The 26,902-nt window shown below is 67.3% G+C and carries 23 protein-coding genes; 10 read left to right on the forward strand and 13 right to left on the reverse strand.

Features of this window, described 5'->3' with window-relative positions:
• Positions 1 to 45 precede the first annotated feature (45 nt).
• From IFE19_RS02860 to IFE19_RS02880, 5 genes are all read left to right on the forward strand, one after another.
• On the forward strand, positions 46 to 702 hold the full coding sequence (locus IFE19_RS02860) for a DNA-3-methyladenine glycosylase family protein (protein ID WP_207825492.1): 657 nt from the start codon (positions 46 to 48) through the stop codon (positions 700 to 702).
• Positions 699 to 1,349 carry a trimeric intracellular cation channel family protein gene (locus tag IFE19_RS02865; RefSeq protein ID WP_225910368.1) on the forward strand — a complete coding sequence of 217 codons (651 nt, stop codon included), beginning with the start codon at positions 699 to 701 and terminating at the stop codon, positions 1,347 to 1,349. Before IFE19_RS02860 ends, IFE19_RS02865 begins: the two co-directional genes overlap by 4 nt.
• A gap of 10 nt (positions 1,350 to 1,359) precedes the next feature.
• Positions 1,360 to 1,758, forward strand: a complete 399-nt coding sequence (locus IFE19_RS02870; RefSeq protein WP_207825496.1) for an ASCH domain-containing protein — start codon at positions 1,360 to 1,362, stop codon at positions 1,756 to 1,758.
• A gap of 136 nt (positions 1,759 to 1,894) precedes the next feature.
• Positions 1,895 to 2,470: an HNH endonuclease gene (locus IFE19_RS02875; protein WP_207827356.1), complete on the forward strand. Its 576-nt coding sequence runs from the start codon at positions 1,895 to 1,897 to the stop codon at positions 2,468 to 2,470.
• 96 nt (positions 2,471 to 2,566) lie between these two features.
• The gene (locus IFE19_RS02880; RefSeq protein WP_207825497.1) at positions 2,567 to 2,902 is read left to right on the forward strand and encodes a hypothetical protein; all 336 of its coding nucleotides are present in this window, start codon (positions 2,567 to 2,569) and stop codon (positions 2,900 to 2,902) included.
• A gap of 69 nt (positions 2,903 to 2,971) precedes the next feature.
• Here IFE19_RS02880 and IFE19_RS02885 read toward each other — a convergent pair whose 3' ends face one another.
• Positions 2,972 to 4,678, reverse strand: coding sequence for a M1 family metallopeptidase (locus tag IFE19_RS02885; protein WP_207825499.1), 1,707 nt, complete (start codon positions 4,676 to 4,678; stop codon positions 2,972 to 2,974).
• Positions 4,679 to 4,805: 127 nt separating this feature from the next.
• Positions 4,806 to 5,102: a 50S ribosomal protein L28 gene (gene rpmB, locus IFE19_RS02890; protein ID WP_207825501.1), complete on the reverse strand. Its 297-nt coding sequence runs from the start codon at positions 5,100 to 5,102 to the stop codon at positions 4,806 to 4,808.
• Positions 5,103 to 5,331: 229 nt separating this feature from the next.
• Between rpmB and IFE19_RS02895 the strand changes: the two genes are divergently transcribed.
• Complete coding sequence (locus IFE19_RS02895; RefSeq protein ID WP_225910369.1) at positions 5,332 to 5,802, forward strand: DUF3617 domain-containing protein; 471 nt, start codon at positions 5,332 to 5,334, stop codon at positions 5,800 to 5,802.
• A gap of 95 nt (positions 5,803 to 5,897) precedes the next feature.
• Here IFE19_RS02895 and IFE19_RS02900 read toward each other — a convergent pair whose 3' ends face one another.
• The 5 genes from IFE19_RS02900 to fdxA form a co-directional block, all read right to left on the reverse strand.
• On the reverse strand, positions 5,898 to 6,149 hold the full coding sequence (locus IFE19_RS02900; RefSeq protein WP_207825505.1) for a hypothetical protein: 252 nt from the start codon (positions 6,147 to 6,149) through the stop codon (positions 5,898 to 5,900).
• Positions 6,146 to 7,528, reverse strand: coding sequence for a M56 family metallopeptidase (locus tag IFE19_RS02905; RefSeq protein WP_207825508.1), 1,383 nt, complete (start codon positions 7,526 to 7,528; stop codon positions 6,146 to 6,148). The genes IFE19_RS02900 and IFE19_RS02905 overlap by 4 nt, the downstream gene beginning before the upstream one ends.
• A complete protein-coding gene (locus IFE19_RS02910; RefSeq protein ID WP_207825509.1) occupies positions 7,525 to 7,893 on the reverse strand; it encodes a BlaI/MecI/CopY family transcriptional regulator in 369 nt (122 codons plus the stop codon). The genes IFE19_RS02905 and IFE19_RS02910 overlap by 4 nt, the downstream gene beginning before the upstream one ends.
• Positions 7,894 to 8,050: 157 nt before the next feature.
• Positions 8,051 to 8,599, reverse strand: coding sequence for a CarD family transcriptional regulator (locus IFE19_RS02915; RefSeq protein WP_207825510.1), 549 nt, complete (start codon positions 8,597 to 8,599; stop codon positions 8,051 to 8,053).
• 313 nt (positions 8,600 to 8,912) lie between these two features.
• Positions 8,913 to 9,254 carry a ferredoxin FdxA gene (gene fdxA / locus IFE19_RS02920; protein ID WP_207825511.1) on the reverse strand — a complete coding sequence of 114 codons (342 nt, stop codon included), beginning with the start codon at positions 9,252 to 9,254 and terminating at the stop codon, positions 8,913 to 8,915.
• Between the two features lie 168 nt (positions 9,255 to 9,422).
• On the opposite strand from fdxA, the gene IFE19_RS02925 reads away from it, so the two are divergent.
• Positions 9,423 to 10,046 (forward strand): YceI family protein, encoded by a 624-nt coding sequence (locus IFE19_RS02925; protein WP_207825512.1) that lies wholly within the window; start codon positions 9,423 to 9,425, stop codon positions 10,044 to 10,046.
• A 36-nt stretch (positions 10,047 to 10,082) separates the two neighbouring features.
• Here the strand turns inward: IFE19_RS02925 and IFE19_RS02930 are convergent, their stop codons facing one another.
• The 4 genes from IFE19_RS02930 to IFE19_RS02945 all read right to left on the reverse strand — a co-directional run bounded on the left by IFE19_RS02930 (position 10,083) and on the right by IFE19_RS02945 (position 16,765).
• The gene (locus tag IFE19_RS02930; RefSeq protein ID WP_207825513.1) at positions 10,083 to 10,397 is read right to left on the reverse strand and encodes an RNA-binding S4 domain-containing protein; all 315 of its coding nucleotides are present in this window, start codon (positions 10,395 to 10,397) and stop codon (positions 10,083 to 10,085) included.
• Entirely contained in the window at positions 10,394 to 12,892 is a 2,499-nt protein-coding gene (locus tag IFE19_RS02935) for a helicase-related protein (RefSeq protein ID WP_207825514.1), read from the reverse strand. The genes IFE19_RS02930 and IFE19_RS02935 overlap by 4 nt, the downstream gene beginning before the upstream one ends.
• 205 nt (positions 12,893 to 13,097) lie before the next feature.
• A complete protein-coding gene (locus IFE19_RS02940; protein ID WP_207825515.1) occupies positions 13,098 to 14,201 on the reverse strand; it encodes a cytochrome-c peroxidase in 1,104 nt (367 codons plus the stop codon).
• Positions 14,198 to 16,765 (reverse strand): TonB-dependent receptor, encoded by a 2,568-nt coding sequence (locus IFE19_RS02945; RefSeq protein ID WP_207825517.1) that lies wholly within the window; start codon positions 16,763 to 16,765, stop codon positions 14,198 to 14,200. The genes IFE19_RS02940 and IFE19_RS02945 overlap by 4 nt, the downstream gene beginning before the upstream one ends.
• Before the next feature lie 156 nt (positions 16,766 to 16,921).
• On the opposite strand from IFE19_RS02945, the gene IFE19_RS02950 reads away from it, so the two are divergent.
• Positions 16,922 to 17,623 carry an energy transducer TonB gene (locus tag IFE19_RS02950; protein ID WP_207825520.1) on the forward strand — a complete coding sequence of 234 codons (702 nt, stop codon included), beginning with the start codon at positions 16,922 to 16,924 and terminating at the stop codon, positions 17,621 to 17,623.
• Positions 17,624 to 17,657: 34 nt separating this feature from the next.
• On the opposite strand, the gene IFE19_RS02955 is transcribed toward IFE19_RS02950, so the two are convergent.
• Positions 17,658 to 19,115, reverse strand: a complete 1,458-nt coding sequence (locus IFE19_RS02955; protein ID WP_207825522.1) for an alpha/beta fold hydrolase — start codon at positions 19,113 to 19,115, stop codon at positions 17,658 to 17,660.
• Between the two features lie 110 nt (positions 19,116 to 19,225).
• Here IFE19_RS02955 and IFE19_RS02960 point away from each other — a divergent pair, with 110 nt between their 5' ends.
• The gene (locus IFE19_RS02960; RefSeq protein ID WP_207825524.1) at positions 19,226 to 20,653 is read left to right on the forward strand and encodes a LytR/AlgR family response regulator transcription factor; all 1,428 of its coding nucleotides are present in this window, start codon (positions 19,226 to 19,228) and stop codon (positions 20,651 to 20,653) included.
• A 4-nt stretch (positions 20,654 to 20,657) separates the two neighbouring features.
• Here IFE19_RS02960 and IFE19_RS02965 read toward each other — a convergent pair whose 3' ends face one another.
• Positions 20,658 to 21,638 (reverse strand): helix-turn-helix domain-containing protein, encoded by a 981-nt coding sequence (locus tag IFE19_RS02965; protein WP_207825526.1) that lies wholly within the window; start codon positions 21,636 to 21,638, stop codon positions 20,658 to 20,660.
• Positions 21,639 to 22,034: 396 nt separating this feature from the next.
• On the opposite strand from IFE19_RS02965, the gene IFE19_RS02970 reads away from it, so the two are divergent.
• On the forward strand, positions 22,035 to 26,843 hold the full coding sequence (locus IFE19_RS02970) for an autotransporter domain-containing protein (RefSeq protein WP_207825534.1): 4,809 nt from the start codon (positions 22,035 to 22,037) through the stop codon (positions 26,841 to 26,843).
• Positions 26,844 to 26,902 lie beyond the last annotated feature (59 nt).

Raw genomic sequence — 26,902 nt, forward strand, 5'->3', positions numbered from 1 at the left:
GGGCGCCCTCTTTCCCGATGGCTTCGCCTCGGCCTAGCATGAGGCATGGCCAGCGCACCGTCTTCATCCTCTATCGCCGCCGCCCGCGAGGCCCTGGCCGCCGCCGATCCGGCGCTGGCGCGGGCGCACGCCTCGACCCCCGTGTTCGAATGGCGGCTGCGGCCCGGCGGCTATGAGGGGCTGTTTCGCATGATCGTCGAGCAGCAGGTCTCTGTCGCCGCCGCCGCCTCGATCTGGAAACGGACCGTCGAGGGACTGGGCGGCGTGGTGTCGCCGGACGCCGTGCTGGCGCTGGATGTGGAGACGCTGCGAACCTTTGGCCTGTCGGGACAGAAGGCGAAATACGGCCATGAGATCGCCCGCGCCCACACCGAGGGCCGCATCGACTTCGATCATCTGGAGCGGTTGGACGACGCCGAGGCCATAGCGGCGCTGACAGCCATCAAGGGCGTGGGCAAGTGGACGGCCGAGACCTTCCTGATGTTCTGCGAGGGGCGCCTCGACGTCTTTCCCGGCGGTGACGTGGCCCTGCAGGAGGCGATGCGCTGGGCGGACGCCGCCGAGGACCGGCCCAATGAGAAGCAGGCCTATGCCCGGGCGGAAATCTGGCGGCCGCATCGCGGGGTGGCGGCGCATCTGCTCTGGGGATGGTATGGAGGGGTCAAGCGTGGCGATATCGCGCTGGAGGACCCGCCGACTTGACCCCGCTGATTGACGCCGACCTGACCCGCCCCGAGACGGTCCTGCCGCTTCTGGACTTCGCCGGCGTGGCCGTCTTCGCCGCGACCGGCGCCCTGGCCGCCGCGCGCGAGAAGCACGATCTGGTGACCTTCGCCTTCTTCGGGGCCATCACCGGGGTCGGAGGCGGGACGCTGCGCGACCTGCTGATCGGGGCGCCGGTCTTCTGGGTGCAGGACTGGCGCTACATCGCCGTCTGCGTGGCGGCGGCGACGGCCTTCTGGATGCTGGGGGCCAGGACCTGGCGTTTCCGGGCATTGCTGTGGCTGGATGCGGTGGGTCTGGCGGCCTATGGCGTCATGGGGGCGGCCAAGGCGGCCTCCTATGGCGTGGCGCCCCTGATCTGCGTGGTCATGGGGGTGCTGACGGCCTGTTTCGGCGGGGTGGTGCGCGATGTCCTGGCGGGGCAGCCGTCGATCCTGCTGCGGCGCGAGCTGAACATCACCGCCGCCCTGCTGTCGGCGGGCCTGTTCGTCAGCCTGAAGGCCCTGAGCGTGCCGACCTGGCCGGCGGTGGGCGTGGCGGTTGCGGCGGGCTTTGGCCTGCGCGCCGGTGCCTTGAAGTGGGGCTGGAGCCTGCCGGCCTTCCCCAGCGCCCCTACCCGAAATTGAGGACTGAGCCATGACCGATGTTCCCGCCGCCTATCGCGATGCGCCGCGCTGGCCCTTCGGCGACAGCCCTGAACTGGCCGACGAACTGCTGGCCCTCATCCTCGCGGGCGGCAAGCGGGCGACCTGCTCCTCGCTGGTGGCGTGCGAGGCGGACATCATGCCGACAGTGGGCGAGGTCAGCGTCATTCTGGACGGCGCCGGCGTCCCGCGATGCGCCATCCGCACCACCGAGGTCGAGATCATGCCCTTCGAGCAGGTGAGCGAGGACTTCGCTCGCGCCGAGAGGGAAGGCGATCTGACCTATGAGTGGTGGCGCGATGCGCACGAGGCCTATTACCGCCGCGAAGGGACCTGGGCGCCGGGCATGAAGGTGGTCTGCGAACGCTTTGAACTGGTCGAGGTCTTCTGAGGCGGCGTCACGAAAACGCTGCATACCGGTCATGGCGACGAGGGAGAATCGGGCGTAGGCTCTGCCTGCAAGACTAGGGAAGGAGACGTGTCCTCACTCCTGTCGCCTCGGTATCCCCCCGTATGAGCGGGAGGGCCTGATGCAGGTCCTGACCCGCCCCCCGTCCGGCTTTCCGGCCCTGGTGCTGAACGCCGACTTCCGTCCTCTGTCCTATTACCCCCTGTCGATCTGGCCCTGGGAAGAAGTGGTCAAGGCCGTCTGGCAGGAGCGCGTTGATGTGGTCGCCACCTATGACAAGGTGGTGCGCAGCCCGTCGATGGAGATGCAGCTGCCCAGCGTCATCTCGCTGAAGTCCTATGTCGATCAGGACCGCAAGCCCGCCTTCACCCGCTTCAACGTCTTCCTGCGCGACGGCTTCGCCTGTCAGTATTGCGGCGAACAGGGTCTGGCTCAGGATTTGACCTTCGACCACGTCATCCCCCGCTCGCGCGGCGGACGCACCACCTGGCAGAACATCGTCGCCGCCTGCGGGCCGTGTAACCTGAGGAAGGGCGGGCGGACGCCCCAGCAGGCGGGAATGCCCCTGCTGCGCCGCACCGCCCATCAGCCCAATTCCTGGGAGTTGCAGGAAGCCGGACGCCGCTTCCCGCCCCACTATCTGCACCAGAGCTGGCTGGACTACCTCTACTGGGACATCGAGCTGGAGCCGTAGGGGCAGGCTGGAGGCGCACGACACGGGATCGTTACTTCAATTGGACTCGGTATCGCCTACTTATGGTTGTGTTAATGCAACTTATAGGGGTGTTCCATGATGAGGAAGTTGATCTGCGTTGCGACGGGGGCTCTGGCGATGGCGGTCACTGTGGGGGCTGCGGCGCCCATGCCGGCGGCCATGGTCGCCACGCAGCCGTCCGATCCGGACGGCTATTATTGCTTCGGTGGCGGTTACGACAGCTGCTGGCCCATCGCCTACTCGCACGAAGTCTATTCCGATGAGACGATGACCACGCTGATCGGAAGCGGCTCTGATACCTGCAACGGCGGGCCGCATGTGACGTCGCCCTGGCTGCCGAGCGGCTACACGGTCAAGACGCGGATGTTCGTCTGTTCGGGCATGGGGCCCTATCTGCCGCCTGAGTGGTGACGGTCGGAAAGTCCGGTATGGCGGGGCGGTTCTGCGGGACCGCCCCGCTTGTTGTTCAGAAAGGGGGGCTCAGCCGGCCGGCGCCTTTTGCGAGGCCTTCCAGACTTCCAGATACTCCAGCCGACGCAGCACCCTGGAGCCGGGGTCCAGCAGGATGTGGGCGCCGGCGGGGGCGGTGAAGCTGGCGCGGCCATTGATCATGGGCAGGCTGCGGGTCTGGCCGTCCACCTCGACGTCGATCGGAAGGGGGAAGGGGCGGCCGTCGCCGGTTTTCCATTCCAGGCTGACATGCTCGCCCTCGCGGGTCATGACCAGATCGGGCAGGGCGGCCTGATAGAGATAGGCGTCGAAGAACCAGTCGAGGTCGCGACCGGTCACCTGATTGACGATGGAGATGAACTCGGGCGTCGTGGCGTAACGGGGCGTGAAATTGCCGGGCTTGGGGTCGGGGCGGCCATAGACCAGGCACCGCAGGCTCTCATAGAAGGCGTCGTCGCCGATGTAGAGGCGCAGGGTGTGGGCGATCAGGGCGCCCTTGTAATAGAGGTCCAGCCCCGGCCCGGTTTCACCGTTGTAGACGGTTCCGGCGTCCTGAGGCTTGCCTGAGACCACGGGGAAGCGGTTGGACAGGGTCAGCCGCATGGTCTGAAGTTCGGACTGCATGGCGCGCTCGCCGTTCAGCCAGCGGGCGTAGAGGGGCTGCATATAGGTGCCGAAGCCCTCGTGCAGCCACATGTCGTCCCAGTCGGCGTTGGTCAGCTGATTGCCGAACCATTCGTGCGCCAGCTCGTGCTGCAGCAGCCAGTCATAGCCCTTGCCATCCAGCTTGTAGCCGTTGCCGTAGGCGTTGATGGTCTGGTGCTCCATGCCCAGGTGCGGGGTCTCGACCACGCCCATCTTCTCGTCGCCGAAGGGGAAGGGGCCGATGGTCGCCTCATAGAAGTCGAGCTGTTTGGGGAACTCGGCGAAAAGGGCGGCGGCCTTGGCCGGATCGTCAGACGCCAAGTGCCAGAAACGCAGAGGAATGGTGTTGCCGAAGCGGCTGGGATAGTCGGCGCTCATTTCCACGAAGGGGCCGACGTTCAGGCTGATGGCATAGGTATCGGGCTGGCGTGCGGTCCAGTTCCAGGTGGTCGTGTCGTCGCCGTTGTCGGTCTTGCCGAGGAAGCGGCCGTTGGCGGGGGCCGATAGCGCGGACGGGACGGTGATGTGCAGGTCCACCCGGTCCGGCTCGCCCTGCGGATGGTCGACGCAGGGCCAGAACAGGTCGCAGCCCTCGCCCTGCACCGCGCTGGCGATCCACGGCTGGCCGTCGGGCGTGGTCGCCCAGACGAAACCGCCGTCCCAGGGCGCGCGCTTCGCCTGATGCGGACGGCCTGAGTAGGCGATGCGGACAGAGGCGGTCTGGCCGGGCGGCAGGGCGCGCGGCAGGGGGATGGTCAGGCGTCCCTCGGGGTTGGACCACCCCACGACCGCCTGGCCGTCCACGGTGACGGAGGCGATGGCGAACAGCGCATCCAGTTCGACGACGACGGCGTTGGCCGGAGCTGTCGCCGTGAAGTCGAGGACGGCGACGCCCTCGATCGACTGGGTCTCGGGCAGCAGCTTGAATGACAGGTCCGCCTTGTCGAAGCGCAGGGCCAGCTGATCCGGCGTGCGCGGCGTGCCGCTGGACAGGGTGAAGGGCGTCGAATCGCGGGCCGGAGCGGCTTCCTGGGCGAGCGCCGGGGCGCTGAGGAGGGCGGTGGTCAGGCAGAGGGCGGCAGTCAGGCGCAAGGCTTCGGCTCCGGCGGAATGTCGAGATGACCGTAGCGGGAGAGCGACGCACCGTCATCCTCGCGAGCGCGCAAAGAAAAAGGCCGGTGTTTCCACCGGCCTTTCAAATCTTGTCAGACGACGCGGATTAAGCGGCGTTCTGCTCAGCCAGCTTGGCCTTGACCTGGCGCTTGATGCGCTGGGCGGCGACCGACAGCTTTTCGTCGCGAGCCTTGACGATGAAGGCGTCCAGGCCGCCTTTGTAGTCCAGGGTGCGCAGCGCGGCGTTCGAGATGCGCAGCGAGAAGGTTTGGCCCAGCGACTCGGAAGCCACCTTGACCGTCTTCAGCGACGGCAGGAAGCGGCGCTTGGTCTTGATGTTCGAGTGGCTCACATTGTGCCCGACAATCGGGCCAATACCCGTGAGTTCGCAACGACGCGACATCTTAAGATCCTCAAGGTCACATCCGCGAGACGTGTGCGGACGCATGAAACAGGTGCACGCAGCGGGCGGACCCCTGCGAGAGAGGGGGCCGTATAGAGGAATGACTCGGAGGCCGTCAAGGCTGGAGTCGAGTCAGGGCGGGGATGAAGGCGTGGGATCGCCTTTGTTCAGCCCGCGTTCAACGACCTGCTGTATAGAGGATCGCATGAAGACTCATCGGATGCCCCCCATGAAGACCCTGACCGTTTCGTTGACGCGCGCCGCCGCCCTGGCCGCTCCGGTGGTCGCCGGCGCCGTTATGCTGGCCGCCCCGGCCTCGGCGCCGCAGGCCCAGGCCAGCCGTAGCGAAGTTCTGCCCGGCTATTGGGAGTACACCACCAGCGTCATGGGCGCGCGCGACACCGAGCAGAAGTGCGTCCGTCCCAGCGAGATCAACCGCTTCTTCGGCGGCCTGTCGACGCGCAAGTGGCAGTGCACCTATCCCACGCGCCAGGTCGGCGAGGGTAATGCCCGCTTTGAAGGCAGCTGCCAGGATCGCAAGGGTCGCCGCATCAATGTACGCCTGAACGGCACCTATCAGACCGAGAGCTTCCGCTTTAACGGGGGCGCCCAGCTGGCGCGCGGCACGCCCTATATTCCGGCCAGCATCACGGCCCGCCGCATCAGCGCCCAGTGCCCCGCGGGCGCGGAATATTTCTGACGCCGCGCCTCCCCGGCAAAGCGTCCTCAGCCTCTGAAACGATCAAACCGCCCGGTTCGAGGAACCGGGCGGTTTTCTGTGTGCGCTGCCTGTTTTCAGAGAGGAGAGGCGGCCTGCTCGCGCATGCGTCGTGCGGACCGCTCCATGTCGTCGGCCTGGCCCGGCATGCGTCGTGACAGGGCGATCAGTTCAGCGTGTGTGACTTCGTTGCCGCGCGCGCGATTGTCGGCGATGACCTGCTCGCGATAGGCGGGGTCATGCAGGCGACGGGCCTCGACACGCATCTGGTCGGCGCCTTCTTCCATGCTGTCGGCCCCGCGGCGCATTTCCGCCCTCGCCTGGATCATGGCGACGCGAACTTCCTCACGGGCGGAAGCGGCGGCCGCTCTGGCGTGCACGGCGGCCTCTCGCGCTGCGACGGCGACTTCTCGCGCGGCATGCTGGGAGGCGGCGCGGCTCTCGCGGGCGGCGTCGAGCGCGGCGCGACGTTCCACGTCGGCCTCCCTGCGCGTCTGCTCGGCTTCCCTGCGCGCCTGCGCGGCGGCGTGCCGGGCCTCATCGGCGGCGGCCCGGATCTCGCGCCGTTCATCCGGGGTGAGCGAACCCAGATAGACGTGGCCTCCCTCCTGAACGATGACCGCCGGGGCGCTGGGGCGCCGGGGCGCGGGCGGAGCCGGGGCGCCAGGACGGCGGAGGGCGCGGGCGGCGCCGGCGGGGCGGGCGGCGGCGCCGGCGGTGCTAGCCAGGCGGTCGCGTCGATGCGAGGCGTCAGCTCAATGGCGGCCAGGGGCGTGGCGATCGCCAGAAGGCCGCCGGCGGACAGCAGCAGGGCGATGGGGCGAGGCGAGGCTTTGGGGCGGACCTTCATGATACGGCTTATCCTTTTGGCGAGAGAGGCATGGGACCCCGTCATGCCCAGGGCGGCGCGACCGGTGGCGGACGGGTTGGCGAGATTGGAAGCGAGATCGACCAGGACGCGGGCGTAGGTCCGGTGATCCATGCGATCGACCGCGAGGGCATCGGCGGCTTCTTCGGTGCGGGCGGCCAGGTGGGCGTGCAACAGCCAGACAAGGGGATTGAACCAGAATAGAGCCAGGGCCAGGCGGGACAGGAGGGCGAAAATCCAGTCGCCGCGCCGGATATGGGCCAGTTCATGGGCGAGGACTGCTTCGGCCGTTTCGGCGCGGCGCACGCAGTCCTCGCCGACCAGGATGGTTCCGGGGGGCAGGCCCCAGCTGAGCGGGGCGCGGACGTGCGGCGTGGCGATCAGCCGGGCGCCCTGCGGCGCTTCAAGGCGGGCCAGGGTCTCGGTCCAGACACGGTGGCTGACCGGGCGGCCGGTTTCGCTCCAGCGGCGCAGAGTCCAGACGCCAAGCAGGAAGCGACCCGCGATAAACACCAGACCGGAGGCGTAGATGAGGGCGGCGATCACAGTCCAGGGCAGGCTGGCGGGACCTTCGCCGCTGACGGCGATACCGGCAAGCGGCTGAAGGTCCAGGCTCCAGGTGCGAGTTTCGGTCGCGGCGGGGGCCGCAAGCAAGGCGAGCTCAAGTCGCGGCCCTATCCACAGGAAGACGGGCAGGACCAGCAGGATGCAGACGGTCACGCGAAGGATGGCGGCGCGCTCCGCCGCGGGCCTGGAAGCGGAAAGAGCGGACAATCCAAGCCCGACGCAGGCCACGACGCCGGATTTGAGCAGCAGCTCCAGGATCAGTTGCCAGGTCACGAGGCTTCCTCCTCGCCGGCGGCGTCGATGGCCCGACGCAGAGCCGCCAGCTCTTCGGGCTTCAGCGCTTTCGTCAGGCCAAGCAGGGCCGTGGCGGCCGAGGCGGCGGAACCGGCGAAGAAGGTGTCGACCATGCGCTGCAAGGCGTTGTCTGCGAGGGCGCGGCTGCGAGGCGCGGGCCGCCAGACGCCTTGCGCGTCTCGCAAGACCAGATCCTTGGCTTCAAGGCGTTTCAGCAAGGTGCGAACGGCGGAATCGCTGAGCGGATCGCGCAAGGCGTCACGGACGGCGGCGGTGGCGCCTTCGCCCAGGCCGCAGAGGGTTTCGAATACCTCTCGCTCTCTTCGGGGCAGGGTCTCGATCATGGCGCGCCTTCATGTCCGCTACACTTGTAGCGCTACATGCGTAGCGAAGTGTGGCCAGATTGTGGCGTTCCGGGTGAACTTTCAGACAGGCGCGCGGCCATGAAAAAAGGCCCGACGTTTCCGCCGGGCCTTTGTCGTATCCATTTGTCGTCCCGGATCAGGCGGCCTCGGCCTCAGCCTCTTCGGCGGCGGGGGCGACCGGCTTCTTGGCGCTCAGCGACTTGGCCAGCAGGGCGACGGCGGCGTCCTTGTCGATGCGGTTGGCGGCGGCGACTTCGCGGGCCATGCGGTCCAGGGCCGATTCATAGAGCTGGCGCTCCGAATAGGACTGTTCCGGCTGGGTGTCGGCGCGGTGCAGATCGCGAACCACCTCGGCGATCGAGATCAGGTCGCCCGAGTTGATCTTGGCTTCATATTCCTGGGCGCGACGCGACCACATGGTGCGCTTGACGCGAGCGCGGCCCTTGAGGGTCGTCAGGGCCTTGGTGACGGTGTCGTCGGCGGCCAGGGTGCGCAGACCGGCGGTCTTGGCCTTCTTGGTCGGGACGCGCAGGGTCATCTTTTCATGGTCGAAGGTCACGACATAGACCTCCAGCGACATGCCGGCGACTTCCTGAGTCTCGATGGCGGCCACCTTGCCGACGCCGTGCGCGGGATAGACCACCGCATCGCCAACCTTGAATTCCAGACCGGTCTTGCTCGTCATGTCATTCCTTTCCCGGAACAGGGGTGAAGCGAGGCGCCGGCGCGTCTGATTGAGCGAAAACAACCCCGCCGTCGGAAACTGGTCCCGTCGGTTGGGCGGTCAGGTCACATAATCAGAAGCGAAAGCGGATCACCGAACCTCTGGCCGACCCCGTCTCAACGGCGGGGTTCTGTCGCAAACGCGGGCGGCGCGCATGACTGCGGAACCGCCCGTTTCGAATAGGGAGGAACCTATCATAAAATTAGGAAATCTCAACACATCCACAGGACGACTGAGCAGTTCCGGCACTTTGTGACCGGATTGTGTTCGGACCTTAGGAGCCCTTGCCGGGTTTCTCGCTGAAGTATTTCTCGAACTTGCCGGTCTCGCGCTCGTACTGCTCGCGGTCGGCGGGGGGCGTGCCCTTGACCGTGATGTTGGGCCAGACCTTGGCGTACTCGGCGTTGACCTGCAGCCACTTGCCGTCCGGCTCGTCCTCTGTGTCGGGGACGATGGCGTCGACGGGGCATTCCGGCTCGCAGACGCCGCAGTCGATGCACTCGTCGGGGGCGATGACCAGGAAGTTCTCGCCCTCGTAGAAGCAGTCCACCGGGCAGACCTCGACACAGTCCATGAACTTACATTTCACGCAGGCGTCGGTGACGATGTAGGTCATGGCGGTCGGGCGGGCTCTCTGGCGCAATCAGGGTCGAGGGCGGGCAAATGGCCCCGTCGGAACCAACTGTCAACCGAAGGCGCTGTCGCGGGATGACGCTTCGGCTTGACGGCGAGGCGCATATTCGCATCTGCTCGGATTACAGATCAGCCCTGAAAGGACGTCTTCATGCGTTTCGCCCCTCGCACCGCCCTGGTCGGCGCCCTCGCGTTCAGCCTGCTGGCCGGCGGCGCCGTGGTGGCCCAATCGGCCATGACCCGCGTCCCCGCCGAAGTTCAGGCGGGCGCCTACAAACTGGATCCCAGCCACGGCAAGATCACCTGGTCGGTCGATCACCTGGGCTTCTCGAAATACTATGGCCAGTTCGTCAATGTGTCGGCCGAGCTGACGCTGGACCCGGCCAATCCCACGGCCAGCACCCTGACGGCGACCATTCCGCTGACCGATGTGGCGCCCAACGACGACGGCCTGAAGCGCCACCTGCAGACGGCGGACTTCTTCGACACCGCCAACCACCCGGTCGCGACCTTCCGCTCGGTTCACATCATGATCGATCCGACGGAGCCGAACGAGGCCACGGTCCATGGCGAACTGACCCTGCGCGGCGTGACCAAGCCGGTGACCATGGAGGTCGAGTTCAACCAGGCCGGTCAGACGCGCGGCGGCTACAAGGCCGGCTTTGACGGCGAGGCGACGATCAAGCGGTCCGACTTCGGCATCACCTACGCCCTGCCGGGCGTGTCCGACGAGGTGGAGTTGCACATCGAAGGCGAGTTTGTGAAGCAGGGCTGAGTTTCCCCTCCCCACCGAGTGGGGAGGGAGAGACGATCAGGCTTCCGGTGCGTCGAGCGCGGCGTAAAGGGCGCGGGCTTCTTCGGGAGGGCCGCGCCTTTCGCCTATATGGAGCACGCGCACGGCGATCAGCCGCCCGCCTTGCGCGAACAGGATGTCGTCGCCGGGGTGGACGTTGCGGCTGGGCTTGTCGAGCCGGGTCTGGAGGCCGTGATGGGTCAGGCGGATGGCGCCGCGCTCGACCATGGCGGCGGCCAGGCTGCGGGTCTTGGCGAAGCGGGCGCGCCACAGCCACAGGTCGATGCGGCAGCTCTGCACGGCCTCGTGGGCGGCCTCAGGAGCGGGCTTCACGCGGAAGCGGCCTTGCGCCTCGGGCGGCGCTTGCGGCGCGGGGGCGCGGCGGGCTGGGTCAGCTGGGCCAGGGCGGCGAAGGGCGAGTCCTTGGGCGGCGCGATCGGCTGGCCGGGGCGCGGGGCCTTGTCGGCGCGGGGCAGGCGCAGGGCGATCTGGATGGCCTTGGCCTGTTCGGCGGTCCAGCCCAGTTCGGTCAGGGCTTCGTCGGACAGCGGCGCCTTGCCCGCCGCGCGCGACAGGTCGGCGAAGCGTTCCAGCGCCTCGACCGGCGCGCTCCATGATCCGACCGCGCGACGGCCGAAGGCGGACAGGGCGCGGGGGGATGGCGCAGGCGAGGGCAGGGGCAGCAGGGCCTCGCCGCTGGGGCGGAAGGGCTCGACGACAAAGGCCTGGGCCAGCAGGCGGGCGCGAGGCTTCAGCGCGCCGGGCAGCCAGACGGAATGGGCGCCGATTCGGATGGCGAAGGTCTTGACCGTGCGTCGCTCGTGCTGGCTCAGCGCCGCCAGATCGCGTTCGACCTCGCCGCGCGGGATGACGCCGCCCGCCTCGATCAGGCGGAAGGCCAGGCCGCGCGGTAGGCCGGTCAGGGCGCCGCTGTCGACCGCCTGACGCAGGCGGCGCAGTTCGCGAAAGGCGCGGCCCGCCTCAGACGCCAGCCAGGCCTCGATGCGGCGCTGCGCCCGCTCGCGCGCCGGGACCGGGCCGAGGTCGCCCAGCAGCCGCACGCGCGGCGCGAAGGGATCGTCGTTGACGATCCGGGCCGTCAAAGCGCCCTGCCACAGGATGTCGCCGCCGCCTGAACGGGGATTGGGAATGACGCTGAAGGCCTCGTCGGCCTCGGCCGCCAGCGTGCCGAGGCGCCGGGCGATCTCAGGGCCCACGGCGCGGGTCGCGGCCTGACGAAGCGCCCGGTCAGCCAAGGCCGAGCCGCCGGCGTCGGGGGTGAAATGAACCCCCTCCAGATGGCCGACCACCTCGCCCTCGACGGTCACCTCGCCGTCGTCGCCCACGCCCGCGATGGTGTCGGAGCGCACGTTCAGCGCCCGCATCAGGGCGGTGGTGCGCCGGTCGACGAAGCGCGCCGTGAGGCGTTCGTGCAGGACGTCGGACAGACGTTCCTCCAGCGCCTTGGTCTTGTCGCGCCAGCCCTGGGCCTGATCCATCCAGTCGGGGCGGTTGGCGATATAGGCCAGGGTCCGCACCCCGGCCAGGCGGGCCGACAGCTGGTCGATCTGGCCGTCGTCGCGGTCCAGGTCGTTGAAGCGCGGGGCCACCCAGTCCTCGGTCAGGCGGCCTCGGCGGCTGGTCAGGGCGGTGAAGATCTCCTTGGACAGGCGGGCGTGCTCGTCCAGCGTGGTCTTCTGGAAGTCCGGCAACTGGCAGGTCTCCCATAAACGCATCAGGGTGCCGCGCGAGCGGGCGATTTTCTTGATGTCGTCATCGGCCGCGAAGCGCCGCAGCAGGGTCTCGTCCAGGGCTTGGGCCGTCAGCCGTAGGCCGAACCGTTCGGGGCTTACGGTCAGCGAGCGCAGCAGGTCGGGCAGGGTGTCGAAGTCCAGCCGTCCGTGGCGCCACTCGGCGGCCTCGACCGGATCGAAGCGGTGGCTGATCACCTGTTCGAGGATGTCCTCGTCCAGCTCCTCGGCCTCGCCGGTGACGCCGAAGGTGCCGTCGCGCAGGTGGCGCCCGGCGCGTCCGGCGATCTGGCCGATCTCGGACGCGTGCAGCCAGCGGGTGCGCCGGCCGTCGAACTTCCTCAGCCCGGCGAAGGCGACATGGTCCACGTCCATGTTCAGCCCCATGCCGATCGCGTCGGTGGCGACCAGGAAGTCCACCTCGCCCGACTGGAACAGCTCGACCTGGGCGTTGCGGGTGCGGGGCGACAGCGAGCCCATGACCACGGCGGCCCCGCCCCGTTGGCGGCGCAGCAGCTCGGCGATGGCGTAGACCTGCTCGGTCGAGAAGGCGACGACGGCGCTGCGGCGGGGCAGGCGGGTCAGCTTCTTGGACCCGGCGTAGGACAGGGTGGACAGGCGCTCGCGGGTGATGATTTCCGCGTCGGGAACCAGGGCGCGGATCAGCGGGGCCATGGTCCCGGCCCCCAGGAACAAGGTCTCGAACCGGCCGCGCGCGTGCAGCAGGCGCTGGGTGAAGACGTGGCCGCGTTCCGGGTCGGCGACCAGCTGGATCTCATCGACGGCCAGGAACTCGACCTGCCGCTCCAGCGGCATGGCCTCGACGGTGCAGACGAAATAGGCCGGGCGCGACGGGACGATCTTTTCCTCGCCGGTGATCAGGGCGACGGCGGCGGCCCCGCGCTGCTTGACGATCCGCTCATAGATCTCGCGCGCCAGCAGGCGCAGCGGCAGGCCGATCATGCCCGAGGCGTGACCCAGCATCCGCTCGACCGCCAGATGGGTCTTGCCGGTGTTGGTGGGGCCCAGGATCGCCGTGACGCGCGATGGGGCCAGACCTGCGGAACGGTCGCTCATACCTGGATGAAGGTGGCGACTTCCGCGCCCGGGTCAAGCGGGGGCGAAGACGCAGCCGGTTTTTCAAGGAAAGGCGGTCCGCCCCGGAGCCAAGCAGGTAGGTTCGGAACGGACCGCAGACCCTGAGCAGCCCCAAAGGTCGGCAGGTAAAATAACGCGAGTCGGCGAATTGACCAGCCCTGTTATTCGGCAAGAGGCGGCCGCGTCAGAGGGTTTCCAGGAAGGCGACCAGCGCGGCCCTTTCCTCGCGCGTCAGGGCCAGGGGGCGCAGCAGGGGATCGGTGGTCGGGAACAGGGGGGCGTTCGCCTGCTCGGGCCGAGGTCGCGGGCGGGCGGCGCCAGCGTTGTAGAAGGTCACGACGCCGTCGAGGCGAGGCATGATTCCGTTGTGCATATAGGGGGCGGTGCGACTGACACCGCGCAGGCTGGGGGTGCGGAAGCGTCCGACATCGTCCGGTGAGCCGGTGACTTCATAGCGTCCGAGATCCTGCAACTCGCGGCCATAGAAGTGCAGGCCCAGGTTATGGAAGCGACTGTCGCTCAACAGGGGGCCGTTGTGGCAGTTGGCGCATCCCGCCTTGGTGCGGAACAGGTGCAGGCCTCGCAGTTGCTCGTCGTTCAGCGCGCGGGCATCGCCTTTGACAAACCGTTCGAAGCGTCCGCCGGCCGGGCGCAGACTGCGCTGGAAGGTCGCCAGCGCCATTGAGATTCGTTTCAGATCGATGGTCCGGTCGCCGAACGCTTCCTCGAAAGCCGCGACATAGGCGGGGTCCGCCGCCACGCGGGCGACGACCGCGTCAAGATCATCGACCGCCATCTCTTTCGGGTCGACCAGCGGGTGTAGGGCCTGGGCCTCCAGGTCCGGGCTACGGCCGTCCCAGAAGAGGGGGCGCATCCAGGCCGAGACGGCGACGGACTGGGCGTTGCGCCGGCCGCGCAGCCGGTCATGACCGAAGGAGGTGCGCAGGGCGTCGGCGAACCCCAGTTCCCGGGCATGGCAGCTCGCGCAGGCGATCTGACCGGAACGCGACAGCCGGGGGTCGTCGAACAGCCGCTCTCCCAGGGCGGTTTTCGCCGCGCCGGGCGGATTGTCGGACGGGTGTTCCACCGGCGGCAGGGGAGCGAACTCGGTGAAGACCGCGCCCTCGTGAAGGATCGGACGCGGCCAGGTCTCTGGCGGACCGGCGTAGGCCGCTCTCAGTTCCTCGGCGGACTGGGGCGACTGCACCCGCGACACGGCCGCGCCCGTCCCTGCATGCAGGACGCCGACGGACAGGACGACCGCGCCGATGTCACGCCAGCGGATCAATAGCGGTACTTCACGCTGATCCAGACGTTGCGACCCAGCTGATAGGGCTGGGACGTGCTGGAATATTCCTGGTTCAGGACCGAGTTGAACAGGTTGTTCACCCGCAGATCGAGCGAGGCGGCGCCATGGCGCGTTTTCACCAGATCGATGGTCGCGGCCAGATTGGCGTCGATGGAGGCCTTGTACTCGACCTTGTCGAACACGTCGTAGCGGACGCCGTTGACGGTGATGTTGACCAGGGTGTCGTCTACCCGGCTGAAGCCGTCACGCCAGCGGGCGTTGAGATTGGTGCGGAGGCGGCCGCCGAACCATCGCGCCGACCAGTCGCCGTTGATGATGAGCGGGGCGGCGAAGTCCAGCAACTGATTGTCCGCCAGGGCGCGCAGCTTGGGCACGACCTGACCCTGGTAATAGACGTACTCACCCTCGAACTCGGTCTCGTCGGAGATGTCGAAGTAGCTGATGTTGGTGGCGTCGGTGTGGGACCAGTTGGTGCTGAAGCTCAGGGTGTGGTCGCGGCCGAACTCCCGCACATACTCCAGCGACAGGCCGCGATAGGAACGCTCACCGTCATTGGTCACGGTGTAGACGCGGCGCGTCGAGGTTCCACCGGTCTCGACATCATAGACTTCCGAGACGGATTCCGAACTGGCGAACTGATCGCGGCTTTCGCGCAGCACGCCCTTCAGTCGATATTCGCCGCCGATCCAGGCGATGGGACCACGCAGGGCCAGGGTGAACTCGTCCGAATAGGGGGTGTCCAGGTCGGCGTTGGAGTAGCGGGCGGTTTCGCTGTGGGAGTACAGTTTCCACTCGTTGACCCAGAGGTTCTTGCCGTTCACGACGCTAGCGGTCCGGCGATAGATGCGGTTGCCCGGATAGTTCTCGCGCAAGGCGTAACCCAGGAAGCTGCGGCCGTAGTAGCGGTTCACGCCGCCTGTCAGGTTCATGCCGGCGAAGGGAAGGTCGCGGCTGATGGACAGACGGGGCGCGAAGTTGTGGTTTTCCAGGAAGCTTTCATAGTCATGGCGCAGGCCGGCCCGCACCATGAAACCCGCCCAGTCGAAGTCGTACTCGCCCCACAGGCTGTAGGACTGGAGGTTGACCCGGGTGTCGAACGCCGTCGTGTCGTTGCGTTGGGCCAGGGCGTAGGACCCGGTCACGCAGGTGCCCGCCGCAGCCTCGGCTGGATCCAGGCAGACGGTCTGGGGACCGACCTCGACCCGGAGCTGGGCGGCGGTGCTGCTGATATGGCGGAAGGCGGCGCTGTAAGGTTGACCCTTTTCGGCTGAGACGTCGGCGATTTCGAAGCCGACGCGCAGGCGTCCGGTCCCCAGCGGCTGGGTCCAGCGCCCCTTCAGGGTGGTGTCCTTCTGTTCCTGCCAGAGAAGGCCCGGGCCGCCCAGGGAGCAGCTTGATCCCGAGCACCAGTCGATGCCGGCGGTGGTCGACACATTGACCGTGCCGGGACGCTGGCTGTCGCGGTCGTTGTCGGACCAGGCGTGGGTCAGGTCCAGAGTCCATTCCGCCGCCCCGCGACGCCCCTCAAGCCCCGCGCGAGCGGTCAGACCGCCGCCGTTGAGATAGACCCAGTTATCGACGCCGTTGGGGTGGGAGAAGTCGCTTTCATAGGGGCTCCAGGTCACCTGGCCGGTAAGAAGAAGGTCCGATTTCAGATCAGCTTCGGCCTTGACCATCAGGGTTTCGCTGAGGCTGGACTGGCCGTAGTCACCGTATTTGGCCCAGTTGGCGCCGCGGTAGTTGGTGACTTCGGCTTCGGAGCGCGTGTAGGCCCAGAGCGTGCGAATGCGGTCGTTCACCGGCAGGTCGAAGGCTGCGCCATAGCGGCGTTTCATGTAGTCCGGCTTATCCGGATAGGCCCCGTTCAGCGCGTCCCTGACCTTGTCGGACATGCGGAACTGCGTCAGGCCCGGACTGGTCTCGCCATAGTAGGTTTCGACGCCGAAGACGGGGCGTGGCCGGCGCGTGGTGATCTGCACCACCCCGCCCGTAAACTGGCCATACTCGGCCGAGACATTGGAGTCGCGCACGGCGATTTCGCCGACCAGATGAGCGTCCACCCAGACGGTCTGGGCCGAGGCCGCCGCATTGCCTTCGATATAGTGGCTGGGGTTGTCATTGCTGACGTCGAGGCGGGAATTGACGCCGACACCGTCCAGAACGAACAGGTTCTCGTAGATGGAGCCGCCCGATATCGACAGGTTCTCGGGGCGCAGGTCCTGCAGATCAGCGCGCGAGGCCCGCCCCTGGGTCGAGGAAAATTGCACCGTGGGCAGGGCTTTCAGGATCTCGTTGACGTCGCCGGAGCCGGGGGAGCGGTCCTCGACGGAGTCGCGGCGAAAGACGCTGGTCCCGGAATCGACGGCTTCACCGAAGTGATGGCTACGGGACGCCGGGTTCTGTTCCTGCAGCACGATGGTCGGAACCTTGTCGCCGTCGGTGGCGCGAACCGGAGCCTCCGTGGGGGGCGTGACCTGGGCGGCGGCGGGGAAGGCGGCCATGGCCAGAGCGGCGGCCGCCGCGCCCTGCAGGTGTCTGCGCATCGATGAAAGCCCTTGAAGCTGAACAGTGGCGTCGCCCTAGGCCTTCCCAATCGATAATGCAACTGATTCTCAATTGCTGAATTGGGCGGGGCGGTGTAACCCCTCGGCATGGTTTCGCTCTCGTCGTCTTCCAGTCGTGTCCTGGCCGGAGGGGTGGTGTCCGTTCTGCACCTCGGCGTTCTGACGCTCGTCGGCGTCGGCCTCATGCGCCCCGTCAACCAGCAGGGTGGAGCGCCGGTGATCCAGCTGTCGCTGGAGGGACCGGGTTTCGCGAGCGAGGCCGCCGTCGCCCGGCCTGCCCGGACGGGTTCCGAGCGTTCGCAGCCGGCATCGGCGAACAACCCGGCGATTGCGCCTGTTTCTGACGCAGCCAGACCCGGGGCGCCCGTGTTGCGGATCGTGTCGCACGCAGCCGCAGGGCCGGCGGTCATGTTCGAGCCCGGGCTTGCCGGAGCGGTGGAGCCGGCTGCGACGGAACGCGGCGGAGACGAGCCGACAGCCGGGGCTTCCGCCGCGCCGAGTACGGCGAGCTCCAGTCCGGGTGGAGGCGCGCCCGTCGTCGGTGCAACCGGCGTCAACGCCGTGGACCAGTATGAGGCCCAGGTGATCGCCTGGCTGGAACAGCACAAGCGACACCCTGGCGGGATCATCGGGCGAACCGTCGTGGGCTTCACGCTGGATCGAAGAGGGCGGCTGCTGTCCTCGTCAGTCGTGACCAGCAGCGGCGAGCGGCGACTGGATCAGGTCGCCCTGTCCCAGCTCCAGGAGGCGGCGCCCTTTCCGCGAGCTCCGACGGGGACTGCCTGGCGCACCCGAAGCTTCGTCGTCCGTCTCGACTATCGCTCGCGGCGAGCCTGAGGGGGCAGGAAGCCGATCGTGCGCAGTCGCCCCGTCAGGCCACGGCGAAGTCTGGCGCGGGCAGGTGAAGCCGGGTGTCGTTCACGGCCTCCTCGCCGAAGAAGCTGACCAGCAGGGTCTGCACTTCGGGGTGGGCCTCAAAGACGTTGTGGCCGGCGTTTTCGACCAGGACCTGCGTCTTGTTCCGGAACTGGGCGATCACCTCGGCCTGTTCTTCCAGCGGCGTCCGGCCGTCGAGTGAGCCGGCGACCAGCAAGGCGGGGGTCTCGATGCGGATCGGCGCCCGGAAGTCCTCGCCCAGATCGACGCCCGGGATGGCGCCCAGAAGATGCGGCATGGGCATGTTGAAGGCATCGCCCAGGACGGCCGTCTTCGCTTCCCTGGTGACCAGCGCCAGGCGTTCGGGTGAAATGCCCGAGGCCATATCCATCGCCTCTGACATGCCGCCGAGGTTGAAGAAGCGGTGGGGCGGCGGGAACAGGGGCGCCAGGACGTCTGTCTTGCCGGCGTCGAGCGCCTGATAGATTTTCGGCAGCATCGACAGCGACGGCGGATTGGCGACCATGGCCGAGGCCATGTACTGGATGCCGAAGCCGCCCATCTGCATGTCGACCGTGCCGTTCTCGGCGGCCAGGGCCACCGTCACCGGATTGGCTTCGTATCGTTCATGCACGCGGCGCATCAGGGCTGGCATGTCGGGGATGGCCGCGCGGACGGCGGGGTCCGCGCCCATCAACTGATCCACGCGATCCAGGAACATGTCGATATGGGCCGGACGCTTGATGGTCTGGTCCTGGCCTTCGAGGCTGGCCAGGGCGACGCGCCCGATCGAATTCGGATGTCTTTTCAGCACCGAGAGCGCCAGGTGGGTGCCGTAGCTGATGCCCCACAGATTGACCTTGTCCACGCCCAGATGACGGCGCAGATCCTCGATGTCGTCGGCGTTCTGTTCGGTGTTGTAGCCGCTCATGGCGATACCGGCGCGGGTCCAGTCGATCCAGGCCTTCTGCATTTCCTCGCGATACCAGGCGGTCATCCCGGCATGGGTCATGGCGGGCAAGGGCGTGGTCGTGGGGCGGTCAGGAATGGTGGACGACAGGCCGACCCCGCGTTGATCCAGGGCGATGACGTCGCCCACCGCCCGCAGGGCCATGAAGATGGGGAAGCGCGGACCCATGGCCGTGCGCGGACCCGACCCGCCGGGGCCGCCGGCCAGATAGATGATGGGCGGTCCCGGATTCCTGGCGGTCGAGACGAAACGCACATAGCCAAGACGAATCCGGCGCGAGCCGGGAATGCGTCGATCTTCCGGAACCTCGAAGAAGCCGCGTTCGGCATCGACCTCTTCGCCGTTGCCGGCCTTGAAGCGGAAAGGGCCTGCTTCGGGCTGGGCCTCCTGGGCTCGGGCGGCGCGGGAAAGCAGCGCCAGACCGGGAAGAGAGAGGCCGGCGGCGGCGAGGATGGAGCGGCGGTTCAGGGATGTGTGTTTCATGACCCCGGTTGAAGCAGGCTTTCCCGCGCCGTGGGGCGTGGTTCGGCCAATGGTAGGTCTGCGTCGGCGAACGGCAGCGCTTTGCGGCGAATGGCGATAGGCTCGCGTTCATGTGGCGGATTCTTCTCATTGCGATTCTCTTCAGCACGCTGCCGGCGACACTGCGGGCTCAGGATCGGGGCTATGACTGGCAGGCCTGTCAGGCTGAACCGGGGGCGGCGACGCCGGTTCTGCACGACTGTCGCCCGGTCCAGGGCGTTATCAATCCGCAGGGGCGGGAACTCTGGTTGCGCGCGGTCGTGCAGCGCCCGACCGGTGACGAACCCGCCGCCCTCTATGTCGTCGGCGCCGCCTCCTCGGAGGCCTGGCTCAATGGTCACAAGCTGGGCGTGAATGGTCGGCCTGGCCGCTCGGCGGCGACAGAGAAGGCGGGGCGCTATGAAGCGGCCTTTCCGATCCCGGAGCGGATGTGGCGCCCGGTGGACAACCTCATCGTGATCCACATGTCCTCCTTCCATGGCGTCGTGCGCCTGGACAGTCCTGTCGCGGGCATCGCCGTCGCGCCCTATCCTTGGCCGTCGCGCACGGTCCTGGTGGCGATCGCCTTCATCGCCGCCGGCGCCCTGTTCGCCGCCGCCTTCGGCTTCGCCGTCATCTACGGTCTGCGCCGCACGGGTTCGAGCCTGGCCCTGGCGGCCATGGCCGGGGCGGCGGGCTTGCAGGCCATCCTGGAGAGCCTGCGTGCGCTTCTGCCCTACGCCTATCCGGTCCATGGCTTGCGGCTGGTCGGCATCTGGGTTCTGAGCGCGGCTTTCGCGATTCTGCTCGTCTCCTATGTCGCATCGCGATTCTGGCCCAAGGCGCGGGGGCGCCTGGCGCCGGCGGCGATGGCGGCCGTGGCCGCGACCAGCCTCGCGCCAGGTTTTGACCTGAAGACCATCCTGGCGCTGATGGTCGGGCTGGCGCTTTCCGCCGCCGTGGCCGCCGTGGCCGTGCGTCGCCGTTTGCCGGGCGCGCGGCCGATCCTGGCCTATCTCGTCTTTTTCATCGGCGTCGGCCTCCTGTTCCCGGCCTGGCTGGTCGATCTTTCCTACTTTCTGTTCGCGGCCGGTCTGGTCCTGCCGCTGCTGATGGCCGAGGTGGTGCGGTTGGGGCGGGACGATCAGGAGCGGGAGGCCGCCCTGACCCGCGCCGCCGCGCGACCGAACTGTCTGACGGTCGCTTCGGCCCGCGGGGTCGAACGGGTGCCGCTGGGGGACATTCTGGCCGTGGTCGGCGCGGACGACTATGTCGAGTTGCGACTGACGAACGGGCGCCGATTGTTGCACGCGGCCCGTCTGGATCGACTTGAAGCTGACCTGCCCGTCGGTTTTCTGCGGGTCCATCGGTCAGTCATCGCCAATCTCGCCTATGTCCGCGGCTTCGAGCGGGATGCGGGACGGGGGCGGTTGCTGATGCAGGAAGGCGCGCCCCTGCCCATCAGTCGAAATCGTCTCGCCAGGGTTCGCGACGCCCTGGATGAAGCGTCCCGGGTCTGAGTGCTCAAGACCTGCTGCGGCGCGAGGGCGGGCCGCCGAAGTGTTCGCTGTAGGCGCGGCTGAAGGCCGAGGCGGACGTATAGCCGACGGCGCCCGCGACCTGGGCCACGGGTGTCGCCCCTTCCAGAAGAAGATGATGCGCCCAGTCCATACGCGCTTCTTTCGAGTACTCGTGAGGAGAGCAGGCGAACACGTCGCGGAACCCCAGGGTCAGCTTGTTGCGGTTCAGACCCACGCGCTCGGCGAGATCCCGCACGGAAGGCGGAGCGCCCAGCTCCTTGCGATAGATCAGGGCCGCGGCCTCGACCTGTTGGCGTTCGTGATAGGTCAGGCCGCCGTCTTCGGGGCGCGCCGTCGTTTCGCCGGGACGCGACATAGCGGCCGCCACTTCGCAAACCAGCTCGATCATCTTGGCCTGAAGATAGGTTCGTCGCAGCGATCCGAGGTAGGGGACGGCCAGAATATCGTCGAGCGTGGTCAGCAGCCGCGGCGGCAAGGGCAGGCTGATGGAGGCCGGCGCATCGGCCTGGCCGCGAAAGAAGCTGCGCAGCGGTTCGAACAGGGCGTCGACCTCCACGCCGAAGCGGTCGATCAGCAATTCTGGATCGGCCCAGGCGCCGACATAGTTGACGTGACGCCCGGCCTCATAGCTGCGGACCTGACGGACTTCGCGAGGGTAGGTGGTCAGGGTGATGCGCGCGCCGGAATGATGGCTGTATCGTGCGTGTCCCGGCAGGCTCAGTCGCACATTGGCGGTCTTGACGATCTGGATCGCCAGACAGTTGCGCAAGACCATCCGGTCCCCGCCCGCGCCGCGCGTCCGGAAATCATTGACGGAACAGAACAGGCCCGCTTCGACCGGCACGAACTCCAGGCGTCCGTCGATCAGGTGTGACACCTGCGGAAACATGGCCTGCAGCGTTTCGTCAGAAGAGAGGCCGCTTGCCGTCTGGATCAGTTCGGCCTGGTCGGTCCAGCCCAGCATAGGTCGCCCTCAGTCGAGCTGTCCCAGCCCTGATCCTCGAAACGACCAGCCAAACCATACCTTGAGGATCAAGGTCAACGGCAACGCTTGCCGGACGGGTCATTGCGGCGGGGCTTTGTGCCAGATTGCAAAGTCTTTGTGACGTAAAGCAACGTCAAGTGAAGATCAGTTTTGATTTCATCATTCGATAACGTGAGGCGCGACATCTGCACGTCAACAACCGACGCGTAGAAGCAATTTCCAGTGCTTTGATCCGCAGAGGTATCTATTTGCATTGGGATATACATGAGCGATTTCTCGATTTTGGCGAAGCGTGCGGGCCGGAATTTGGTTCAGAGCGGAACGCCTTCGCTGCGTTCACGCCTCCAGATCGGTTCGGCCCTGGTCGGCGCGTCCATGGCGCTGATCAGCCCCGCCATGGCTTTTGGCGGGCCGGAATGCGGTCCTGCCGTCGGCGGCGCGGTCACTTGTACCGGCGCATACGGCACGGGCGTGACCTATTTCGCGGGCGGTCAGGACGACCTGACCCTCAATATCGACCGGACTGCGACGGTGACGACGACGGCGATTGCCGACTCAGGCGTCTACGTCTCGACTGGCCAGGGCGTCCTGTCCATCAACCAGAACGGCGTCGTCCTTACCGCCGGTGACGAAGCTCACGGGCTGAGCGGCCTGGCCTGGGGCGGCGATGTCTTCATCACGAACACCGGCGATGTGACGACCAACGGCGCCGGCGCCTTCGGCGTGGTGGCCACGGCGGCTGGCGGCGATCGAACCATCACCAACTCCGGCCGTATCGTCACGACCGGCCGGGACAGCGCCGGCGTCTATGTGGTCTCGCAGGATGGCGAGGTCTCGGTGGTCAACGAGGCGGGCGGGACAGTCTCCGCCGCAGGCGTCAATGGCAGCGGCATCCTCGGCGTCAGCATCCTCGGCGATGTCAAACTTGAAAACCACGGGCAGGTTACGACCGCCGGCCCCCAGGCCAACGCCATTGGCGGCTATGTCTACGACGGCCGTCTTTCCCTGATCAGCACGGGAGGCGTCACGACGAACGGTGAGGGAAGCGCCGGCGTCGTGCTGCAGAACTTCGGCGGCGACATCATCGCCGAGGTCGGCTCGGTCACGGTCAACGGCGCCAACGGTATCGGCGTCTCCATCCTGAACACCTCAGCCGGCAGTGTTGTGCTGACGACCTCGGGCGCCATCTCGGCTGCGGGCGTCGGCAGCGAAGGTATCGCCGCCGCCAGCAACGGAGGATCGGTCAGCATCACCAACAACGCCGACATCACGGCCGATGAACTCGGCATCGTGTCTCGCGCGGCGACCACGCTCGACATCACCAACTCGGGCACCATCACGACGACCGCCGGCAACGGCTATGCGATTGCCGGGCACAGCACCGCCGACGGCCCCGTGCGCATCGTCAACACCGGCAGCGCCTCGACCGCTGGTATGTTCGCCATCGCCCTCAAGGGCGACAATCAGGCTGGCGTCGTCGCCATCGACAACCAGGGCTCCGTCTCCACGATCGGCGAACTGGCTATGGGGATCCAGGGCAAGACCGTCAGCGGCGCCGTCACCCTGACCAATGGCGTCGGCGGCTTGGTCACGACCCATGGCGGCATGTCTTCCGGCCTTCGCAGCGAAAGCGAAACCGGCGTCGGCGCCATCGGCAACCAGGGCTCTGTTTCGACCGGCGGCTATCAGGCGCACGGTCTTGAGGGCCAGACCGTCAGCGGCTCGCTTACCCTGACCAACGGCGTCGGCGGCGTCGTCACGACTACGGGCGTCGCAGCTTCGGGTCTTTACGCGCAAACCGACGGCGGAGACGCCATTCTCGGCAATCAGGGCTCTGTTTCGACCAGCGGCTATCAGGCGCACGGTCTTGAGGCCAGGACCAACAGCGGCTCACTGACCCTGATCAACGGCGCCGACGGCGTCATCACCACCTCCGGCCTGTTCGGCTCGGGCCTCAAGGCCGAGAGCAAGAGCGGTCTGATTTCGGTCGACAACCAGGGTGTGGTCACGACAACCGGCGAGGGCGGGCACGGGATCGAAATCGCCACGGGCCGGATGGACCCAGTCCTGGCCGAGCGCGGCGACGTCGCCCTGGTCAGCCGCGGTCAGATCACGACCTCCGGCGTTCGCGCGACAGGCGTCCTGGTGCAGACCGTCACAGGCGACATCACCGCCGATATCGGCGCGTTGTCGACTGGGGGCGAGGACAGCGACGCCGTCAGCCTGTGGACGACTTCGGGCGACGTCGCCCTGGTCGCGTCGGGGGTCCTCTCCACGGAAGGTGCGAACAGCGACGCCGTCATGGTCAGCACGATCACCGGCAAGATCGACGTGAACAACAGAGCGACCGTGCGGACGGCCGGCGACAACAGCATGGGCCTCTATGCCCAGGCCGAATCCGGTTCGATCACCATCGTCAATACCGGCGCGGTCTCGACGTCGGGCTTCGAAAGCGACGCCATACGAGCCCAGGCGCAGGGTGATGTGACCATCTCCACGGTCGCCGTCGCGACGACCGGCGAGCGCAGCGCGGGCGTGTCCGCCAGCAGCTTCAGCGGTGTCGCCAGGGTCATCGCCAGTGGCCCGCTGACGACCGGAGGCGACGGGGTTTTCGCTTCGACCGTCTTTGGATCGGTGGACATCCTGGCCCTGGGCGCGATCTCGACGACCGGGGTCTTCGGCAACGGCGTTCGCGCCGCCAGCGACAGCGGCGATATTTCCATCAACGCCGAAGGAACGATTACGACCGCCGGCTCTGACGCCAACGCCGTCTTTGTCGAGAACTACACGGGCAAGACGACCGTTCTGACCAAAGGCGCCCTGTCGACCTCGGGCGACGACGCTGACGGGATCAGCGTCTACGGCGGCGGCGACGTCAGCATCACCACGGCGGCGATCACCACCACTGGCTACAGCGCCGACGCCATTCGGGCGCGCAGCGAGAACGGCACGGCCAAGATCGTCGCTCTGGGCCTGATCTCGACGAGCGACCACAATAGCGATGGCGTCGACGTCAACAGCTACACAGGCGACGTCGACGTCACGGTCGGCGCCATTGCAACCAGGGGCGACAACGCCAGCGGCGTCGAGGCCGACAGCGACGACGGCGTGGTTCGCATCGTCAGCACCGGCGCGATCACCACCGAAGGCGAAGAGAGCTACGGCATCGACGCCGATGGCGGCGGAGGTATCACCATTGACGCCCATGCGATCTCGACCCTGGGCGTCAACGCACATGGCGTCATGGCGCGTTCGGGCGGCAACACCTCGGTCATCAGGGTCAACAGCGTTTCTGCGGCCGGCCTCGGCAGCTACGGCGTCGATGTCAGCAGCGAGGTCGGCGACATGACGGTGGCGGCAGGCGTCGTCCGCGCCGCCGACACCGCCATCCGTGCGATGAGCGGCGAAGGCGACATTGCGGTCTCGACGACGGGCGCCGTGACTTCGGCTGCGGCGGGTGCGATCCACGCCTCCACTACGGAAGGCGCCGTCGTCCTCGATATCGGCGCAGCCAGCGTCCTGACCAGCGGCGTCCCGGCGGTCCTGCCGGTCGCCTTCAACGCCGGCACCTTCAGTCCCGCATCGATCGCAGCCCCTGGCGTCAGCACGGTCTTCGCCGAAGGCCGGACCGTGACGATCAATAATGCGGGCGTCATCAATCAAGGCGAACAGGCCGCCATCTCCGCCAGGGGGCAGACGACCCTGAACAACAGCGGCCGGATCACCGGTTCGCTCGACTTCGGCGGCGGCGACGACGTCGTCCATAACAGCGGCCGATTCATCCTGTCGGGCGTCAGTGACTTCGGCGGCGGCGGCGACCTGTTCCGGAACACCGGCGAGGTGACGGTGGCGGGTCTGGTCTCGCTGCGGAACCTCGAGCGTTTCGTCAACGCCGGAACGATCACCATGGCCAATGGCCGCACCGGTGATGTTCTGTCGATTGCGGGCGACTATGTCGGCCAGGCTGGGCGTCTTGTTCTCGATGTCGATGCGGGAGCGGCAGGCGGTCCGCGCCACGATCAACTGGTCGTCGGCGGCAGCGCTTCGGGCACGACCACCATTGTCCTGAACTACAGCAACAACGCGTCGCTCAAGCCCGGCGCCGTGCTGAAGCTGGTTGACGCCGCCGGCGGCTCGGCGCCTGGCGCCTTCACGCTGGCCGGGGAAACCGACAACATCGGCTTCATCCGCTACGGCTTGCGGCATGATGCGGCGGCCGACGACTTCTTCATCGCCGTGACAGAAGGCGACGCGGTCTTCCGCGCGATGAAGCTGAACGAGGGCGCCCAGGCCCTGTGGCGTCAGTCGGCCGAGGCCTGGTCTTCCCACATCGCCGCCCTGCGTGATCCGTCCGAGGACGGCGCGGCTCGCCGGGTCTGGGGGCAGATCCACAGGGCTTCGGACAAACGCGAGGAAATCCTGGCTCGCCCTGATCAGGCGGTGTCCCTGTCCTATGATCAGGACCATCATGGGGGCCAGATGGGCCTCGACCTCGGTCGGATCGGCGACACGGGCGTGACCTACGGCGTCACCGGCGGCTATGTCGACTCAGAGATGCGGTTCCGCGACACGGCCGATCGTGCTGACTATCGAGGCTTCAACCTGGGCGCCTATGCCGGGCTTCGTCACGGACGATATTTCATCAACGCCCTGGCCAAACATGACTGGTTCGACGTCAAGTCGCGCAGTGTCACGGCCGGCTATGAAGAAACGCTCGATGGCCGCGGCTATGGTCTGCAACTCGAAACCGGCGTCCGTCTCAATGGTGAAATCGAGGCCAGGACCTTCTTCTTTGAGCCGGCGGTCAGTCTGGCCTACAGCCGCACCGACCTCGACGCCCTGGCGACGCAGGGCGCTGTGATCGACTTTGAGGCGCTGGACGGTCTGCGCGCCCGGGCAGGGGCTCGCCTCGGTGGCGCAACCGCGGTCGCGCAGGGGCAGGTCGCCTATTATCTGGGCGCTCATTTCGTGCAGGAACTGGCTGGCGAAGGCGGGGTGCGCTTCACCTCGGGAGCGGCGGACAGCGCCTTCGAGAATGAGGTGGTGGACGCCTTCGGCCAATACCAGCTGGGCGTGACCTTCACTTCGAAGACGGGCCTGACCGGTTTCGCCGAGGCCAGGGCCGATTCGGGCGACGACTATCGTAACTACACCGGTCGTATCGGCGTCCGCGTCGCCTTCTAGGGCCGCTGCCCCTCCTCCTTGATCATACCCGGAGCCTCCCGCCGGGCGGGGGGCTCCTT

Origin of the sequence: Brevundimonas pondensis (assembly GCF_017487345.1) — a bacterium.
Taxonomy (GTDB): Bacteria; Pseudomonadota; Alphaproteobacteria; order Caulobacterales; family Caulobacteraceae; genus Brevundimonas; species Brevundimonas pondensis.